The 16360-nt window shown below is 73.8% G+C and carries 12 protein-coding genes; 2 read left to right on the top strand and 10 right to left on the bottom strand.

Annotated elements, in window-relative coordinates:
- Positions 1-15: 15 nt before the first annotated feature.
- The 3 genes from VG869_09695 to VG869_09685 all read right to left on the bottom strand — a co-directional run bounded on the left by VG869_09695 (position 16) and on the right by VG869_09685 (position 3233).
- Positions 16-1176 (bottom strand): MraY family glycosyltransferase, encoded by a 1161-nt coding sequence (locus VG869_09695; GenBank protein HEV3451467.1) that lies wholly within the window; start codon positions 1174-1176, stop codon positions 16-18.
- 6 nt (positions 1177-1182) lie between these two features.
- Complete coding sequence (gene glyA / locus VG869_09690) at positions 1183-2439, bottom strand: serine hydroxymethyltransferase (protein ID HEV3451466.1); 1257 nt, start codon at positions 2437-2439, stop codon at positions 1183-1185.
- A gap of 65 nt (positions 2440-2504) precedes the next feature.
- The gene (locus tag VG869_09685; protein HEV3451465.1) at positions 2505-3233 is read right to left on the bottom strand and encodes a low molecular weight phosphatase family protein; all 729 of its coding nucleotides are present in this window, start codon (positions 3231-3233) and stop codon (positions 2505-2507) included.
- A gap of 74 nt (positions 3234-3307) precedes the next feature.
- On the opposite strand from VG869_09685, the gene VG869_09680 reads away from it, so the two are divergent.
- Positions 3308-4369 (top strand): cellulase family glycosylhydrolase, encoded by a 1062-nt coding sequence (locus tag VG869_09680; protein HEV3451464.1) that lies wholly within the window; start codon positions 3308-3310, stop codon positions 4367-4369.
- 11 nt (positions 4370-4380) lie between these two features.
- Here the strand turns inward: VG869_09680 and VG869_09675 are convergent, their stop codons facing one another.
- Positions 4381-5820: a hypothetical protein gene (locus VG869_09675; protein HEV3451463.1), complete on the bottom strand. Its 1440-nt coding sequence runs from the start codon at positions 5818-5820 to the stop codon at positions 4381-4383.
- Between the two features lie 13 nt (positions 5821-5833).
- Positions 5834-8302, bottom strand: coding sequence for a polysaccharide deacetylase family protein (locus VG869_09670; protein ID HEV3451462.1), 2469 nt, complete (start codon positions 8300-8302; stop codon positions 5834-5836).
- 494 nt (positions 8303-8796) lie between these two features.
- Here VG869_09670 and VG869_09665 point away from each other — a divergent pair, with 494 nt between their 5' ends.
- Positions 8797-9939 carry a glycosyltransferase family 4 protein gene (locus VG869_09665; GenBank protein HEV3451461.1) on the top strand — a complete coding sequence of 381 codons (1143 nt, stop codon included), beginning with the start codon at positions 8797-8799 and terminating at the stop codon, positions 9937-9939.
- 33 nt (positions 9940-9972) lie between these two features.
- Here VG869_09665 and VG869_09660 read toward each other — a convergent pair whose 3' ends face one another.
- The 5 genes from VG869_09660 to VG869_09640 form a co-directional block, all read right to left on the bottom strand.
- Positions 9973-10998, bottom strand: coding sequence for an aminotransferase class V-fold PLP-dependent enzyme (locus VG869_09660; protein HEV3451460.1), 1026 nt, complete (start codon positions 10996-10998; stop codon positions 9973-9975).
- Between the two features lie 79 nt (positions 10999-11077).
- Positions 11078-12505, bottom strand: a complete 1428-nt coding sequence (locus VG869_09655) for an O-antigen ligase family protein (GenBank protein ID HEV3451459.1) — start codon at positions 12503-12505, stop codon at positions 11078-11080.
- A 66-nt stretch (positions 12506-12571) separates the two neighbouring features.
- Entirely contained in the window at positions 12572-13687 is a 1116-nt protein-coding gene (locus tag VG869_09650) for a glycosyltransferase family 1 protein (protein HEV3451458.1), read from the bottom strand.
- Positions 13684-14877: a glycosyltransferase family 4 protein gene (locus tag VG869_09645; protein HEV3451457.1), complete on the bottom strand. Its 1194-nt coding sequence runs from the start codon at positions 14875-14877 to the stop codon at positions 13684-13686. Before VG869_09645 ends, VG869_09650 begins: the two co-directional genes overlap by 4 nt.
- On the bottom strand, positions 14874-16360 hold a 1487-nt coding region (locus VG869_09640; protein ID HEV3451456.1), incomplete at its 5' end, for a glycosyltransferase. The genes VG869_09640 and VG869_09645, both read right to left, overlap by 4 nt.

Genomic DNA, 16360 nt, shown 5'->3' with positions numbered 1-16360 from the left:
GTCAACTCCGTGGCCCTACTGGGCCTGGCCGGCGGCCCGCCGCCGCTCCTCCAGGTCGATGACGTCCTCGGGGGGCTCCGGTCGGGCGCTGCGGAGACCGGGATGGAAGTAGGTGAAGAGGAGGAGCGCCAGACCGGCCAGGGCGAGGGGCACGAGGGCGTTGCCGCGGTTCGTGTAGGTGGGGATCAGGGCCACCGCCGAGAGCAGCGCGGTCCAGAGCCACAGGATGACCACCGAGCGACGGGGCCCGTGGCCGAGGCGCATGAGCCGGTGGTGGAGGTGCTCCCGGTCGGCGACGAAGACCCGACGGCGAGCGGCCGCCCGCCGGACGAACGAGAACGCCGTGTCCACCACCGGGACGGCCAGGATCACGATCGGGATGAGGAGGGGCGCGAAGAAGAAGTAGGTCTGACCGCTGAACTCGTCGGCGGTGCGGCCCCCGATCGTGATCGTGGTCACCGCCATCAGCAGCCCGAGGAACATGGCGCCCGCGTCGCCCATGAAGATGCGGGCGGGGTTGAAGTTGTGGGGCAGGAACCCGGCGCAGACGGCCACCGCGATGACGGCGATGAGCGGGCCGATGTTCGAGCCCTCGAGCAGCCCCGCCTTGAAGAGGCGGTCGGCGTACAGGAACATCGCCGTCCCGGCGATCAGCACGATCCCGGCCGCGAGCCCGTCGAGGCCGTCGATGAGGTTCAGCGCGTTGGCGAGCAGCACGACCGCGACGACGGTGACGAGCGGCGCCAGGTCCGGGGACAGGACGATGTACTGGTAACTGGCGAAGGGGACGCGGAAGTACAGCATCGTCACGCCGAAGAGCGACAGGAGGCTGGCGCTCAGGATCTGGCCGGCGACCTTCGCCGGTGGGGAGACCTCCCGCAGGTCGTCGACCGCGCCGACGAGGAACATCACCCCGGCACCGAGCAGGATGCCGAGGGGCTCGGACGAGTCGGCGAACATCCCTTGGAACTGGTTGAGCTGCGAGGCGACCGCCATCGCGGCGAGGAACCCGCCGAACATCGCGGCGCCGCCCAGCGACGGGATCGGTTCGGCGTGCACGCTGCGGGTGCCCGGCGTCGCCATGGCCCCGATCCGTGGTGCCAGCCACCGCATCAGGAAGGCCAGGATGAAGGTGGTGCTGGCCCCAACCGCCCCGACGATCGAGTAGCCGAGCACGAGGGCTCAGCCCAGATCGGGGTACGGCGTGAACTTCGAGCAGAGCCGGTTGCTGGCCTCGCGCACCTCGGCCGACACCTGCTCGTCGCCGACGGACCGCAGCACGCGGGCGATCAGCGTGGCGACCTCGCCCATCTCCGGCTCCCCCATCCCCGCCGTCGTGCTCGCGGCGGTCCCGAGCCGGAGCCCGCTCGTCACGAACGGCTTCTCGGGGTCGTTGGGGATGGCGTTCTTGTTGCACGTGATCCCCGCGGCGTCGAGCGCCTCCTGGGCCACCTTCCCGGTGACGCCGAAGGGCCGGAGGTCGACGAGCAGCAGGTGGTTCTCGGTCCCGCCCGACACGATCCGGAAGCCCTCGTCGGCGAGCGCGTCGGCCAGGGCCTGGGCGTTGCGGACGATCTGGGCCGCGTAGTCGCGGAACGCGGGCTGGGCGGCCTCGTGGAAGGCGACCGCCTTCGCCGCGATGACGTGCATGAGCGGCCCGCCCTGGAGCCCGGGAAACACGGCCTTGTCGATCGCGGCGGCGTACCGCTCCTTGCAGAGGATCCCGCCGGCGCGCGGTCCCCGGAGGGTCTTGTGGGTGGTGAAGGTCACCACGTCGGCGACCGGGACGGGCGACGGGTGGACGCCGCCGGCGATGAGCCCCGCGATGTGGGCGGCGTCGACGAGCAGCAACGCCCCGACGTCGTCGGCGATGGCCCGGAAGGCGTCGAAGTCGATGAGCCTCGGGTACGCGGTGGCCCCCGCCACCAGCAGCTTCGGGCGCTCGGCCCGAGCGAGCGCCGCCACGGCCTCGTAGTCGATCGTCTCGGTGGTGTCGTCCACCCCGTAGGCGACGAAGCGGTAGAGGCGACCGCTGAAGTTGACCGGGGAGCCGTGGGTGAGATGGCCGCCCTGGTCGAGGCGCATCCCCATCACGACGTCGCCGGGGTCGAGCAGGGCGAGGTAGGCGGCGAGGTTGGCGTTCGCGCCCGCGTGGGGCTGGACGTTGGCGTGCTCGGCGCCGAAGAGGTCGCACGCCCGGGTCCGCGCCAGCTGCTCGGCCTCGTCGACGACGGCGTTGCCGCCGTAGTAGCGCTTGCCCGGGTACCCCTCCGAGTACTTGTTGGTCAGCACCGAGCCTTGGGCGGCGAGCACCGCGGGGGACGCGAAGTTCTCGGACGCGATGAGCTGGATCGTCGTGTTCTGACGCTCGAGCTCCCGGGCGATGACGTCGGCGATTGCCGGATCGGTTGCCTCGAGGGCTCGGGACCGGCTGGGCACGGCGTCCAGCGTACTGGCGGGCCCTCGCTGCGCCCGGGTGCCGGACCGGGCACGACCCCGGCGCGTCAACGGCCGTCGGGGCGGCCGGCCCGGTCGCTCGGACCCATCGCGTCGTCGCGGCCGCCCGGCCCCCGCGGGGACTCGGGCCACGCCAGCTCGACGGCGCGCGTCACGAGCGCCGTCACCTCGGCCGCCACGCTCTCGTAGCGGGCGATCGGCGCGCCGATCGGGTCGGGCACGTCGTCGTCGGCCGACGACCCGAGCAGGTCCGCAGCGCGGCGACCGGCCGCGGCCCGGGCCAGCCAGCCGTCGAGGGGCTCGGTGGCCCGGCGCGGCCCGATCGCCTCGCCCCGGCGGACCAGCTCTTTGAGCGTGAACGCCCGGGGCAGCGACTCCGGGGCCAGGGTGACGGCGTCCCGCACGTGCTCGCGGGCCATCCCGAGGACAAGGTCCGCGTCCCGAACGTCGGCGGGCGTGGCGGCCCGGCTGCGGTGGCCGGCGAGGTCGACGCCGCGCCGGCGCATGACCGCCACGTTCTCGGGGGTCGACGGGCGCCCCCCGGGGAGGCGGCCGGCCGACGCCACCTCGACGTCGACGCCGCGCTCCTCGAGCCGCTGGGCGAGGAGGCCGGCGGCCATCGGGGACCGACAGACGTTGGCGGTGCAGAGGACGAGGACGCGGATGGGCGGAGTGTACGGAGCCCGCTCCGCGCCCCGGCCCGCCACCGGCCGAGGCCGGCTCCGGCGGCGCCGGCCCCGAATGTCACTCAAGGTGGCTGCCGGGGGGCCCGACATCACTATTTGTGGCGGTTTGGCGGAGGCGGGCACGGTCGGGCCGACGTCGACGGGTCTGGCTCGCGGTCGCTCCCGTGGCCGGCGCCCTCCTGCTCGGCGCCTGCGGGCCGTTCGGGCCCGCCCCGGGCCCGCCGCCCGCCCCCGCTCCCCCGCCGCCGACGAGCGCGTCGGGCGGCGTGATCGCCGGGAGTCGGGTCGGGCTGGCCGAGGCCTACAACCCGCTCTGGGAGAGCGACGCCCAGCTGGCGGCCGACTTCGACGCCATCCGCGCCACCGGGGCGACCTGGGTTCGGTTCGACTTCGACTGGAGCGCCGTGCAGGGCAACGGCCCCAACGCCTGGAACTGGGCCGTGCTGGACCGCGGCGTGGCGGCGGCCCGGGCCCGGGGCCTGAAGGTGCTGGCCACGCTGGCCTACACGCCGGCGTGGGCCCGCCCGGGCGGCACGACCGACAAGAACCCGCCGACCAACCCCGATGACTTCGCCGCGTACGCCCGGGCCGCCGCCCAGCGCTACGGGGCGCAGGGCGTCCAGGCCTACGAGATCTGGAACGAGCCGAACAACCCGGCGTTCTGGCAGCCGAGCCCGGACCCCGCCGCCTACACCGTGCTCCTGCGCCGCGCCGACGCGGCGATCAAGGCCGTGGATCCCGGCGCCACCGTGATGACCGGCGGGACGAGCCCGATGGACGGCGCCGACGCGCCGGCGGCCTGGCTGCAGGCGATCTACGCCGACGGCGGCGGCGGCGCCTTCGACGCCGTCGCGCACCACCCCTACACCGGCATGCCGTACGGGCCGTCCACCGTCGCGTCCTGGAACGCCTTCCAGCAGACCGTCGATGTCCACAACGTCATGGTCAACAACGGTGACGCCGGCAAGCTCGTGTGGGGGACCGAGGCCGGCGCCTGGACCGGCACCTCCGCCAACGCGGTCAGCGAGGCGACGCAGGCGCAGTTCGTGACCGAGTACCTCCAGGGGTGGAGCAACTGGGCCTCGTTCACCGGGCCGTTCTTCTACTACGGGCTCCGCGACCAGGGCACCGACCTCACCAACCGCGAGGACAACTTCGGGCTCCTCCACAACGACGGCAGCCCGAAGCCGGCGATGGCGACCTTCACCAGCGACATCCACCCGTAGCGGGCGGTGGATCAGCGGGCGTACTCGTAGTAGTGGTCGGCCGGGCGGGCCGCGACCCGGTTCACCACCACGCCGACCACCGTGGCGCCCGACCGTTGGAAGGAGTCGATCGAGCGGCGGACGCTGCGACGCCGACTCGTCTTCACGTCGACCACGAACACGGTGGCGTCGCATTGCGCCGAGACGTTGAGGGCGTCGGCGAAGAGCCGGGCCGGGGGCGTGTCGACCACGACGAGCTGTCGGGGACCGGCGAAGGCTTGGACCAGCCGGCCGAAGCTGCGGCCGCTCAGCACGCCGGCCGGGTCCTTCGACGGTGAACCGCTCGGCAGGACGCGCAGGTCCGGGGTGGCGCCGACCTCGTGCAGCGCGGCGTCGACGTCGCGCCCGTTCAGGACCTCGCTGAGACCCGGCTGGAGCGGCACGTGCAGCTGGTGATGCAGCGAGGGGCGGCGCATGTCGGCGTCGATGAGCACGACCTGGTTCTCGAGCCCCACCGCCGAGCGCGCCAGGTTGATGCAGACAAGCGACTTGCCGGCGTTGGCGTTCTCGCTGACGATGGCCACCGAGCGCGGCCGGTCGGCGCGCGGCAGCACCAAGAGGTTGGTGCGGAGGGTCCGGAAGGCCTCGATGAACTCGTGCTCGGACCCGGCCGGCACCGCCGCCAGCAGCGGGAGCCCGACGAAGCGGGCCACCTCCTCCGGGTCTTCGGCGGCCGAGAACCGGTCCCCCCACGCCCGCAGGGCCACGCTGAGCTCGGCCGTGATGATGATCGCGATCACGAACGCCAGCACCGAGTTCGTGATCGGCTTCGGCGAGATCCGGCCGCTCGGCGCCGCCGCCGGAGACACCACGTCGACGCGGTCCCGGGGTGCCGTCTGCCGAGCCACCGCGGCTTGCAGCAGCGCGGTGTAGCGGGCCTGGAGGTCGCTGCGCTGGGACGCGTCGGCAGCGAGCACGTTGAGCTGGGACTGCAGGCCCTGGATCTGCTGGTTGACCGGCGCCAGGTCCTCCCGGATCGCCTGGTCCTGCTGGGCGTTCACGGCGACGATCAGCGACTGCGCGACCGCGTTGGCGAGGCGGCTGGCGTCCTCCGGATGCGGTCCCTTCGCGGTGATCGTCACGAACCCGAGCCCGTTCGACGCCGACGCGCTGACCCGCGATTCGGCCGTCTTCTCGCTGATCGCGAGGCCGCTCCGCTGCGCCGCTCGCGCCAGCACCGGCTTCGTCGTGGCGAGCTGCGCGTACGTCGAGGCGAGGAACGGGGTCTGGTCCTTCGCCGAGACGGTGCCGTTCTGCGAACCACCGGCGGTGACGTTCAGGAACGCGTTCGCCTGGTACACGCTCGCCTTCTGCGAGCTCCAGGCGTAGGCGGCTCCGGCCACGACGGCCGACACGAGCAAGATCCGCCACCAGTTGTGGCCAATGACGCGGAAGTGCTCGATGAGGTCCATGTGGCGGCGAATCCTAGGGCTCGGCTGGTGGCGGACCGTGGACTGCGGCGGGCTCGCTCGACGGTCCGGAGGTGGTCACGGGCGCGGGCGCGTCGCGGGTCACGGCGTCGAGCTGGTGGTCGGGCCACGACGAGGCCGGTCGGGCCAGCTGGTACGCGAGGCGGCGCGTCGACTGGCCGCTCATGGTCAGCCGCGGGATCTGGAACCGGTCGACGTCGCCGGTCCACCGTCCGTTCAGGAACGTGAACGCGGCGCGGTAGCCGGCGTCGCGGGCGGCGCGGCGCACCCGGGCGTCGTGATGGCCGTACGGGTAGGCGAGCAGGTCGACGGGCGCTTGGACGAGGTCCTCGAGCCGGGCCCGAGAGTCGGCGAGCTCGTGCGCCAGCGTGGCGTCGTCGAGGCTCGGCAGGTCGACGTGCGTCACGCTGTGCGAGCCGATCGTGACGCCGCTGGCCGCCAGCTCGACGAGCTCCCGGTCGGTCATGACCGGCCCGGCCCCCTGCCACCACCCCGGCGCGGTGCCGGAGGCCCCGGACACGGCGAAGACCGTGGCCGCGAGGTCGAGCTCGAGCAGGATCGGCACCGCGTGGTCGGTGACGCCCCGCAGGCCGTCGTCGAACGACACCGCCGCGAGGCCGTCGAGCGGCGCGCCGGCCTCGGCCCGATCGCACAGCTCGCCGAGGCCGACGATCCGAAGGCCCCAGGCCTCGGCGTGAAGCAGGTCAGCGCGAAAGCGGGCCGGGGCGGCGAGGAGGTCGGTGACGTGCTCGGGGTCGTCGTGCACGTCGTGGTAGCCGAGCACCACCGCGCCCCGAGCCCGGACGCAGCCCCCGACGAGCAGGCGGGCGGCCGCGAGCGCGCCGGTCCCGCGCCCGACGTCCCGGCGGACCGTGGCGAGGCCCCGGGAGCGCGGGCGCGCCGCCCCGGTGCTCGCTGCCTCCGGCCGCCGGTCGCCGGCCCGGTCGGACGGGGCCGGGGCGCCGACCTCCGGATCGCCGGCGGGACCCACGGGCCCCGGTTCGTCGTCCCGGAACAGGGCGATGAGCCCACCCTCGCCCGGGACCCGCGCCAGGTGGAGGCCGACGACGAAGACCACCGCGATGAGGACCGCGGTGGCCGGCCACCAGACGACGCGGTTCGCTTCGTAGCCGACCGCCAGCGTGACCGCGACGATCGCGGCGGCCTTTCGGAGCACCGAGCCCGCGAGCGGGCTGCGACCGAGGAGCCGCAGCAGCGGCACCCAGATGATGGTGGCGACGAGCAGCTCGGTGCCGAGCGTGACCCACGCCGCGCCGTGGTACGAGTACCGAGGGATCACGACGAGGTTCAGCGCGAAGTTCACCAGCAGCCCGGCGACGGCCGCGACGGGGTAGAAGCGGTTCCGCTCGACCGCGGCGAAGACGGTGACGCCGAGGGTCGTGAAGAAGCCGAGGCACTCGCCGCCGATCACGAGTCGCGTGGCCCCAGCCGCGGCGGCGTAGTTGGCGCCGTAGAGCAGGCGGATCGCGGGTCCAGCGAACAGCACGAACTCGATCACGATCAGCAGGGAGATGACGAACAGCGCCGCGGTGGCGCGGCGCAGCGCGTGGAAGAACTCGTCCGGATGGTTCGGCCAGGCGCGCACCAGGAGGCCGAGGAGGACCCCGCAGAGGACCCAGGGGAGGAACCCGACGATGCCGGCGAACTTGTAGGCGATGCCGTACGTGCCGACGGCGCGGAAGGTGTCGAGCTTCGACAGCATGACCGAGTCGAGGCTGTAGTAGAAGGTCGCGGCGCCGGCGCCGATCGCGATCGGGATCGAGGCCTTGAGCAGCTTGCCCCATCGCCGCACGTCCGGCACGTACCGCACCCGCTGGAGCCCACGGAGACCGCGCAGCTTCCAGAGGATCGCGACCACCTCGAAGACGACGGCCGGGATCGTGAACAGCACGACCGTGCCGCCGAGGAGCGCCAGCGCGCCCGTGAGGAGGAACTGGACGACCTGGCCGAGGACTGCCGCCACGGCCACGCGGTCCATGCGCATGTACACCGTGAAGATGGCGTCGAGCCCGACCGAAGGCGTCGCCACGAGCACGGTGATGCCTCCGACCGCCGTCGCCGCGACGACCGTCGAGGAGTAGCCGGCCACGACCGCGAACCCCAACGCCAGGACGTACGCGAGCAGACCCAGCGCGCCGCGCAGCAACACGTACGTGCCGGCAAATCGCTCGCTGTCCTCGCCGAGGATGCCGTGCAGGGCCACGCGGCTGTTGACGATGTTCGACACGATGGCGAGCATCGACAGGAAGCTGAAGACGAAGGCGTACTCACCCCACGCGGTGTGGGAGAGGCTCCGGATGATGATGATCGTCCCGGCCCACCCGAGCGCGGCGATGATGATGCGGCTCAGGAACAGCGCGCCGGTGTTCGCCATGAGGCCGTGACCGTGGACGGGCCGCGGCTCGACCTGCCCCCGGTCGGTCTGGGTCAGCGACGCCGTCATCGCCATCGCCACGCGCGCGCGCCAGTCGGCCGCGGTGACACCGGGCCACCGCGGGCGTTCCCTCGCCACCCGACCGCGGGCTCGACCCCGGCTGCCCCCGGGGACGGCCCGCCCCGAGGTGATCGGGGCGCGACGATCCGGCTCCCGGACCCGCCAGTCTCCATATCTCGCTGTGAGTTCGGCGTGGTCGACGCCCTGCTTGAGGTCCGTTCCGCAACGGCCTCAGACCGCCCCGCCGGAGCCGGTTTTGGGGGCCCGGCTCGAGGCCGCATGCGGTCCCGCCCCGGCGGCCCGAGGGCCGAGCGGCCGTCGGGCGGCGCGGCCGGTGCTCGCCGCGACACAGCGCGGGGCGGCAGCGGCCCAACCGGCCGTGACCAGGCCCACCGCTGCCGCTGCTCGTCGGCGTGGGTGGTGATCGCGATTCGGGTTCGGCGACGGCGACGCCAGCTCCACGTTCGGCTCGACCCGACCGCGCAGCCTCTACCGTTGGCGCGATGGTGGCGGCCGACGGCGTGTTGCGGGTGCTGTTCGTGAACGAGAACATCGGCGGGCACGCGACGGTCCATCTGAACCTCGAGCGGTCGCTTCGTCGCCATCCCGAGGTCGAGCCCTCGTTCCTGCACGTGCCGCCGCCGGGTCTGGCGCGTCGATTCCTCGGGGCCAGCGTGCCCGGCTTGGCGCGGCGCGACCTCGACCTGCAGCCGCTGCGGGCCCAGCTGGCGCTGAGCGCCACGGTCCGTCGGCGCCTGGCGAGCCGGGCCGGCGCCTTCGACGTCGTGCACGTCTACACCCAGAACGCCGCGCTGCTCAGCGCCGACCAGCTGCGAGGCACGGCGACCGTCGTGTCGCTCGATTCGACGAACGCCTTGAACGCGTACCGGCTGGCCCATCGGAGCCCGACCCGGTGGACGCCACGGGTGCTGCCGCTGACCCAGTGGTTCGAGCGCCGCGTGTACGAGGCCGCGACGCTCATCGTCGCCAACAGCGCGTGGGTGGGCCGGTCGCTGCGCGGCACGTACGCCGTGCCCGACGACAAGCTCCGCCTGCTCCCCTTCGGCGTCCCGGTGCCGGACCCGCTCCCACCGGCGCCGCCGCCCGAGGCGCTGCCCGCGATCACGTTCGTCGGCCACCAGCTCGAGCGGAAGGGCGGCTGGCGCCTCGTCGAGCTGCACCAGCGCCACCTCTCAGCGCGGTGTCTCCTGAACCTGGTCACCACCGACCCGGTGCCCCGACTGCCGGGCGTCCGGGTGTTCCGAGACTTCACGCCGGGGGACGCCCGGCTGACGACGTTGCTGCGAGGCACCCGCGCCTTCGTGTTCCCGAGCCCCATCGACCAGGCCCCGAACGCGGTGCTCGAGGCGATGGCGGCGGCGACGCCGGTCGTGGCGCTGCGCGTCGGGGCGGTGCCGGAGATGGTCGAGGACGGGGTGACCGGGCTGCTCGTCGACGACGACGACGACGAGGCCCTCCTCGCCGCGATCGGGCGCCTCCTCGACGACGGGCCCGCCGCGGCGGCGATGGGCGCACGCGGGCGGGAGCGGGCCCAGGCTCGGTACGACATCGACCGGACCACCGCGGCGCTGGTCCAGGTCCTCGGTGAGGCCGCCAGCAGTCGGGGCGGCCGCTCGCGGCCGTGAGGCGAGCGCCGCCGTCGCCGTGAGGGCGCCCGGCTACGGCGCGAGCACCTCGAACAGCTCGTCGATCGTCGCCTCGCTCATCAGGGCACCCATGTTGGCGACGCGGAAGATCTCGTCGCGCAGCTGGGCCTGGCCGGGGTAGATCACCATGTCGTGCTCGTAGGCCCGGGTGAAGAGCTCATCGATCGTGCGGCCACCGAGTCGGAACGACGTGAGCACGTGCGACCGGTGCCGCTCGTCGAGGAGCGGCTCGAACCGCTCGCTCCCCCGTCGCCAGACGTGCCGGGCGAGCCGCTCGTACCGGGCCGGGCGGTCCTCGGAACCGAGGAGGTCGAGGGCGACGTCGAGGGCCACGTACGCCTGCACGTTGGGGGTGCTCGCCATCCCGTGCGCGTAGGACCCGACGTCCAGGACCGGGACGGTCCGATGGAGCTCGAGCCCGGACCGCCAGAGGACCCCAGCGATGCCGGGGAGCGACTCGAGGCACTTGCTGCTGTTGAAGCACACGACGTCCGCGCGCGGGTCGATGGCGTGGGCGCCGAGCGAGCTGACGGCGTCGACGAAGAGCCGGGCGCCGGCACGCCGGCACCGGGCGGCGATGTCCGTGAGCGGGTTCAGCAGCCCGGTCGTGGTCTCGTGGTGGACCACCGCCACCCATGCGGGCTCGGTCTCGTCGAGCGCGGCGTCGAGACGGTCGAGGTCGACGGGAGCCCCGAGGCCGACGGGGTGGTCCACGGGCTCCGCCGCGCCGACGCGGGACAGGGTCTCGAGGATGCGATCGCAGTAGAGCCCGTTGTTCACGACGAGCACCCGCCCCCGGACCAGCGACACCAGCGCGGCGTCGACCGCGAGCGTCCCCGAGCCGTGCATGAGGCTGAGCGCGAAGTCGGCGGCCGGGAAGCCGACCGCGGCGAGCAGGCGAGCGCGGATGCTGGCCGCGAGCTGGTCGAATCGCGGCTCCCGATGGCACAGCTCGACGTTGAACAGGTTGTCCTTGATCGAGTCGTCGAGGTTGACCGGGCCGGGGTTGAAGAGGACGTGGCGGCGCGCCGCGAGCATCGTGGAGCTCCTCAGGTCGTGGCGACGGGACTCCCGCCGCGGGCCGACGCGGGATCGAGGGGGTGCCGGCCGGTCGCCGTCACGTCGGGGACAGCGGCGCCCCCGCGTCGACGGGGGCCGGTGCCGAGGTCGGCGACGCGGCCGCGACGAGCTCGGTGCCGGACCCGCGGGTGCGGGCCACCATCGCGGCGGCGAGACCGATCAGCAGCCAGAACGTCAGGTCGAGCGGGAAGATCTCGAAGTAGGAGTCGACGAGGCTCGCCACCATCGACGCCAGCACCACCGCGGCGATCCCGTCCAGCAGCGCCCGGTCGGGCGCCCGGGCCCGGGCGGCGCCGACGTGCACGGCCCGGAAGATCCCGATCAGGAGCAGGACGAGCATCCAGAGCCCGAGCACGCCCAGCTCGTAGACGGTCTTGAAGTAGTAGTTGTCCGGCTGGTAGGCGGACTTGCTGGCGGCCCCGGCCAGCCGCTCGGCGACCGCGCCGGCCGAGCCGATCCCCACGCCGAGCGGGTGGGCCTCGACCTGCTGGATCGCGCCCTGCCAGCCCTGGGTCCGAGCTTGGAGGCTCGTCGAGGACAGCAGCGTGGAGGAGACGGGCCCGGCCACGAGCAGGAAGGCGACCACGGCGAGGGGGATGAACCACAGCAGCGCCCGGTAGCGCCGAAAGGCCAGGTACAGCAGGCCCACCGCCAGCCCGAGCCAGGCGGCACGCACGAGGGCGGAGAGGATCCCGAGCAGGTAGATCGGCGTGGCGAGCAGGAAGACACGGTTGCGGACGCGGGTCGGGTCTTCGAGCGCGACGGGGATGCCCACGAGGAGCGTGACCATCACGAAGAGGGCGAAGGGGAACGGCTGGTCGAACGTCGAGAAGGAGCGCAGGAAGTCACCGGAGAACCGGATCGTGCTGTTGTACTGGTAGCCGAGGTCGTTGAGGCGGACGTCGCCGAGGGCCTGCTGGGCCAGGCCGATCACCGAGCACACGAAGCCGGTCGCCATCAGGATCGTGACGAGCCGGTCGCGCTCTCGCTGGTCGAGCGGGGCGCGCCACACCGCGACCGCGACGAGCACGTAGTAGAGGTTGACCTTCAGCCCGAGCAGCGCCTGGTCCCCTCCGATGGACACCGCTGACAGCAGGGCGACGACCACGAGGCCGGCGAGCGCCGGCAGCCATCGGGGCAGGCTCCGACCTCGCGCCCCGCGGGCCGACCGCGGGCACACGAACGTGGCCGCCAGCGAGGCGCCGACGAGCGCCTCCTTCCATCCCCTCGCGAACCCGGGCACCTGGACGATCAGCAGCAAGCCGTTGAAGGGCGCGAGCGCGGCGACGAGGAGGATGCCGCGTTGCGGTCGGAAGTAGATCGCCAACGCGACCGGCACGATCGCGAGCACCGCGAGCAGCCACAGGCCTTGGCCGGCCACGGCCGCGGCGCACGCGGCCGCCAGCGCGGCCGCGAACAGGGCGAGACGTCCCGGGGCGTTGCGGATCGCTAACACCGCGGCCACGCTCGGCGAGCGTACTGGCCGACGGACGCGGTTCCCGCCACCATGCGCGAGTGGGCGTGCCGCTGACTACGCGGCGACGGACGACCGGTCGGTGCTCACCCGTTGGTACGCGTCCACGAGCGCGCTCGCGTGGTCGTCCCAGGTGGGTGCGGACCGCGCCAGGTCGTTCGGCTCCGGACGCATGGCCGCGGCCGCCGCGACGGCGCGGACCCAGCCGGCCCGATCGGCGAGCTCGACGAAGGTCGGCCAGCCTCGCCCGGCCTCGACGAGCGCCGGGTCGGGGTTCGCGACCACCGGCACGTTGAAGGCCGCGGCCTCGAGCACCGGGAGGCCGAAGCCCTCTTCGACGGTCGGGAGCAGCACCACGCGCGCGTGCTCGTAGCACCAGCGCAGCTCGCCGTCGCTGACCAGTCCGGGCCGAGCCGCCAGCCCTTCCGCCACGAGGGCAGCCAGGCGCCGTCGGCTGGTCCGGCTCCGCCAGCCGTCGGGTCCGACCGCCGCCAGCACGAGCCCGGTGGCGCGGTGGATCTCGGGCCAGAGGTCGAAGAGGAACTGGGCGTTCTTGCGGGGCGAGAGATCGCCGACGATGAGCGCGAACGGCCGATCGACGAGTCCGGGCACGGGCACCGCGTCGACATGGAAGAGGTGACGGGTCAGGCCGTTCGGCGCCGCGACCGCCTTCGCGGCCAGCTCGGGCTCGAGCGCGGCCAGCCGGTCGCGTACCGCCTCGCTCACGGTCACGAGCGCGTCGGCCTCGCGCAGCGAGGCGAGGTACTGGCGCGGGAGCAGGGCCCGCTTCACCGGGCCGAACTGCTGGGGCCAGGTGAGCGGGAACAGGTCGTGGACCGTGAGGACGGTCGGGAGCCGGGTCCTCGGCAGCAGGTGCTTCGTCCCGTGCACGACGTCGACGTCGTCGCGCTCGAGCCGGTGTCCGAGCGAGTAGCGCTCCCACAGTCCCCGGCCGACGCGGGTGCCGCCGCGGATCGGGACCGTGGCGACCACCCGGTCGCCGAGCCCCAGACCGTCGAGGACCAGGCCGGCGTCGCTCGGAGCGACGACGACCAGCTCCACGTCGTGCCGCCGGGCCAGGGCGCGGACGATCTCGCGGGTGTAGCGGGCCATGCCGCCGCCCCCGGTCACGGTGTCGGCGAGGACCGCGACGCGCAGCGTCGGCTCGGTCACCGTTGACCCGCCAGCGCGCGGTGCGGATGGGCGGCCATCGCGTCGTGGTACGCGTCGAGGACCCCGTCGAGGTGGTCGGCCCAGCTCACGAGCCCGGTGCCGCTGGCGTCGACGAAGGACGAGGGTGCGCGTGCGAACCGCTCGAGGCACCGGGCCAACGCGCCCGCGTCGCCGGAGGGGAACAGCAGGGTCCGGTCGCCGGGGCCGACGAGCTCGGGGATGCCGCCGATGTCGGCGCCGATGACAGGGACGCCCCGCGCCCGAGCCTCGGTCACGACGAGGGGCGCCGGGTCCTTCCACTCGGACGGCACCACGAGGCAGTCGACGGCGTCGAAGAAGGCCTCCTTCCCCTCGTCGTCCACCCACCCCCGGTACTCCACCGGGCCGGTCGCCGCCTCGACCTGGGCCCGCAACGGGCCGTCGCCGGCGACGAGCAGCCGGGTGCCGGGCAGGTCCGCGCCGGCGTAAGCAGCGAGCAGCGTCGGCACGCCCTTGGCCGTCGTGAGCTGGCCCAGGTACCCGAACGTCGGGGGCCGGCTCGGGGCCCGCGGGGCGCGGGGCGCGACGTCGACCGGGTTCCGGAGGACGCGGACGCGGTCGCGCACCCAGTCGATGCTCGCGTGCTCTCGACGGACCGCGTCCGAGACCGCGAGGACGACGTCGGGTGGTGAGCGACGGATGATCCGAGCTCGCACGGCCGAGAACTCGCGGCACACCGTGCACCGCGGCTCGCACGCGGTGCCGTCGCGCCGGACCAGCGACGCCCGCTGACAGAGCAACCAGTAGTCGTGGAGGGTGTGGACGTGCGCGACGCCGGCGGCGGACGGGACCTCGAGGGCGGCGCTCGAGAGTCCCTGGACCGAGTGGCTGTGCACGACGTCGGGCCGGTAGTCCTCGAGCGTCGCCAGCAGCGCCCGGCGCGTCGCCGGCCGGTAGAGATCCAAGAGGTGGAAGCGGGCCCGGCGGGCGCGGGGCTGACCGGCGAACTCGTCGAGCCGGTAGGGGGTCGGCGGCACCCGCGTCACGACGTCCGGCCCGTCGACGCCGAGCGTCACCGCTCGCACCTCGTGGCCGGCGTCTCGCAACCGGGCCGCGAGCCGTGATGCGTAGAGCTCGGCCCCGCCCAAGACCTCGGGCGGCCAGAGGCTCGAGACCATGAGGACGCGCAGCGCGGGGTCGCGCCGGCTCATGGGGTGGGCAGACGAGCGGCGGCGACGTCGCGCGTGAGCGCGCGCATCATGAGGCCCCAGGCGGCGACGGAGAACCGTGCCGCCCGGTCACCCGCCAGTCGCTCCTCACACGCCCGCAGCCCGGGCGTGGTGAGACGCTCGACGACCGCGGCGACGAGGCCCTCGGTGTCGCCTACGGGCACCACGGCGCCGGCGGGAAAGTCGTCGCCGAGGGCCTCGCGCATCCCCTCGACGTCGGTGGCGACGACGCTGCGGCCGCACCCGAGCGCCTCGAGGACGGTCAGGGACATTCCTTCCCAGCGCGACGGCTGCACCACGACGTCGGCGGCGACGATCCAGGATCGGACCGCGTCGGACGCGCCGACCAGCGTGACCCCGGACCCGTCGAGGGTGGAGCCCAGCTGGCCCTCGCCGACGAGCACGAGCGAGGCGTCGGGGACGTGCCGGCGGACCTCGTCCCACGCCGCCACCAGCGCGTCCTGGCCCTTCTGGGGGACGAGCCGGCCGATGCAGACCGCGAGCGGGCCTGCGGGCAGGTCGAGCTCCTGGCGCACGCGTTCACGTTCGCCGGGCTCGGCGGCGCGGAACCGCTCGAGGTCGACGGCGTTGGGGACCACCCGGAACCGGGCGTGGACGCCGGCCTCCTCGCCGCGCGCCCGCTCCGCCGCGCTGACGCAGAGGACCATGTCGGCCCAGCTGGCCGCGCGCCGTTCCCAGGCCAGCGTCGCCCCGTGGAGGGCGCGGCCGGTGTGCAGGAACGACCAGGCGTGCGGCGAGAAGATCGTGGGTCGCCGCCCGCGCAGCGCCAGCCGACCGACGAGGCCGGCTTTGGACGAGTGGAGGTGCACAACGTCGGGCGCGACCTCGTCAACGAGGCGACCGAAGGCGACAAGCTCGCGCGCGACGCTCGGGCCGGGCGACCGCTGCGCGTCCCACGGTCGGAACGCGGCGCCGAGTCCGGCGCAGGTGTCGGCCAGCGGCTCGTCGGCGGCGGTGGCGACGGTGACGTCCCAGCCGGCGCGGGTCTGCGCCGCGACGAGGTCCTCGAGGTACCGCTGGAGCCCGTAGCGCGTGCTCTGGGCCACGTGGAGGACCGAGATCGGGCCGTCGTCGGGCGTCCCGTCGTCGTCGGGCAGTCCCGGCCCGGCCCGGCCGGCGCGATCGTGACGCCGCGGCCGGCTCGTGGCGTGCGGCGCCGGTCGTCGAGACGGGGGCCCGACCGGCTCGAGGCGAGGCAGGCTCGGCTGGTGCCGGCCCTTGCCGAGATGGATGTCCTCGGTGGCGTGCCGAGCCATGCGCAGCACGCGGGCGATCAGGGCCTCGGCGGTGCTGGCGAGGATCATGAGGTCGAGGGCGACGGACCAGTTCTGGATGTAGAAGAGGTCGAAGCGCCGGTAGGCGAGGAACGACGGGTTGTCGCGGGCCTCGACCTGCCAGAGGCCGGTGATCCCGGGCCGGACCGCCTCCCGGGCTCGCAGCTCGT

This window comes from Acidimicrobiia bacterium, from assembly GCA_035948415.1.
Classification (GTDB): domain Bacteria; phylum Actinomycetota; class Acidimicrobiia; order IMCC26256; family PALSA-555; genus PALSA-555.
This window is presented reverse-complemented; position numbering and strand designations above follow the sequence as displayed.

What these genes read in the sequence shown, in the direction of transcription:
- VG869_09685 (HEV3451465.1), bottom strand. Translation starts at nt 3,233, where the DNA reads ATGTCGGGCCCCCCGGCAGCCACCTTGAGTGACATTCGGGGCCGGCGC.
- VG869_09670 (HEV3451462.1), bottom strand. Translation starts at nt 8,302, where the DNA reads ATGACGGCGTCGCTGACCCAGACCGACCGGGGGCAGGTCGAGCCGCGG.
- VG869_09675 (HEV3451463.1), bottom strand. Translation starts at nt 5,820, where the DNA reads ATGGACCTCATCGAGCACTTCCGCGTCATTGGCCACAACTGGTGGCGG.
- VG869_09645 (HEV3451457.1), bottom strand. Translation starts at nt 14,877, where the DNA reads ATGAGCCGGCGCGACCCCGCGCTGCGCGTCCTCATGGTCTCGAGCCTC.
- VG869_09665 (HEV3451461.1), top strand. Translation starts at nt 8,797, where the DNA reads ATGGTGGCGGCCGACGGCGTGTTGCGGGTGCTGTTCGTGAACGAGAAC.
- VG869_09660 (HEV3451460.1), bottom strand. Translation starts at nt 10,998, where the DNA reads ATGCTCGCGGCGCGCCGCCACGTCCTCTTCAACCCCGGCCCGGTCAAC.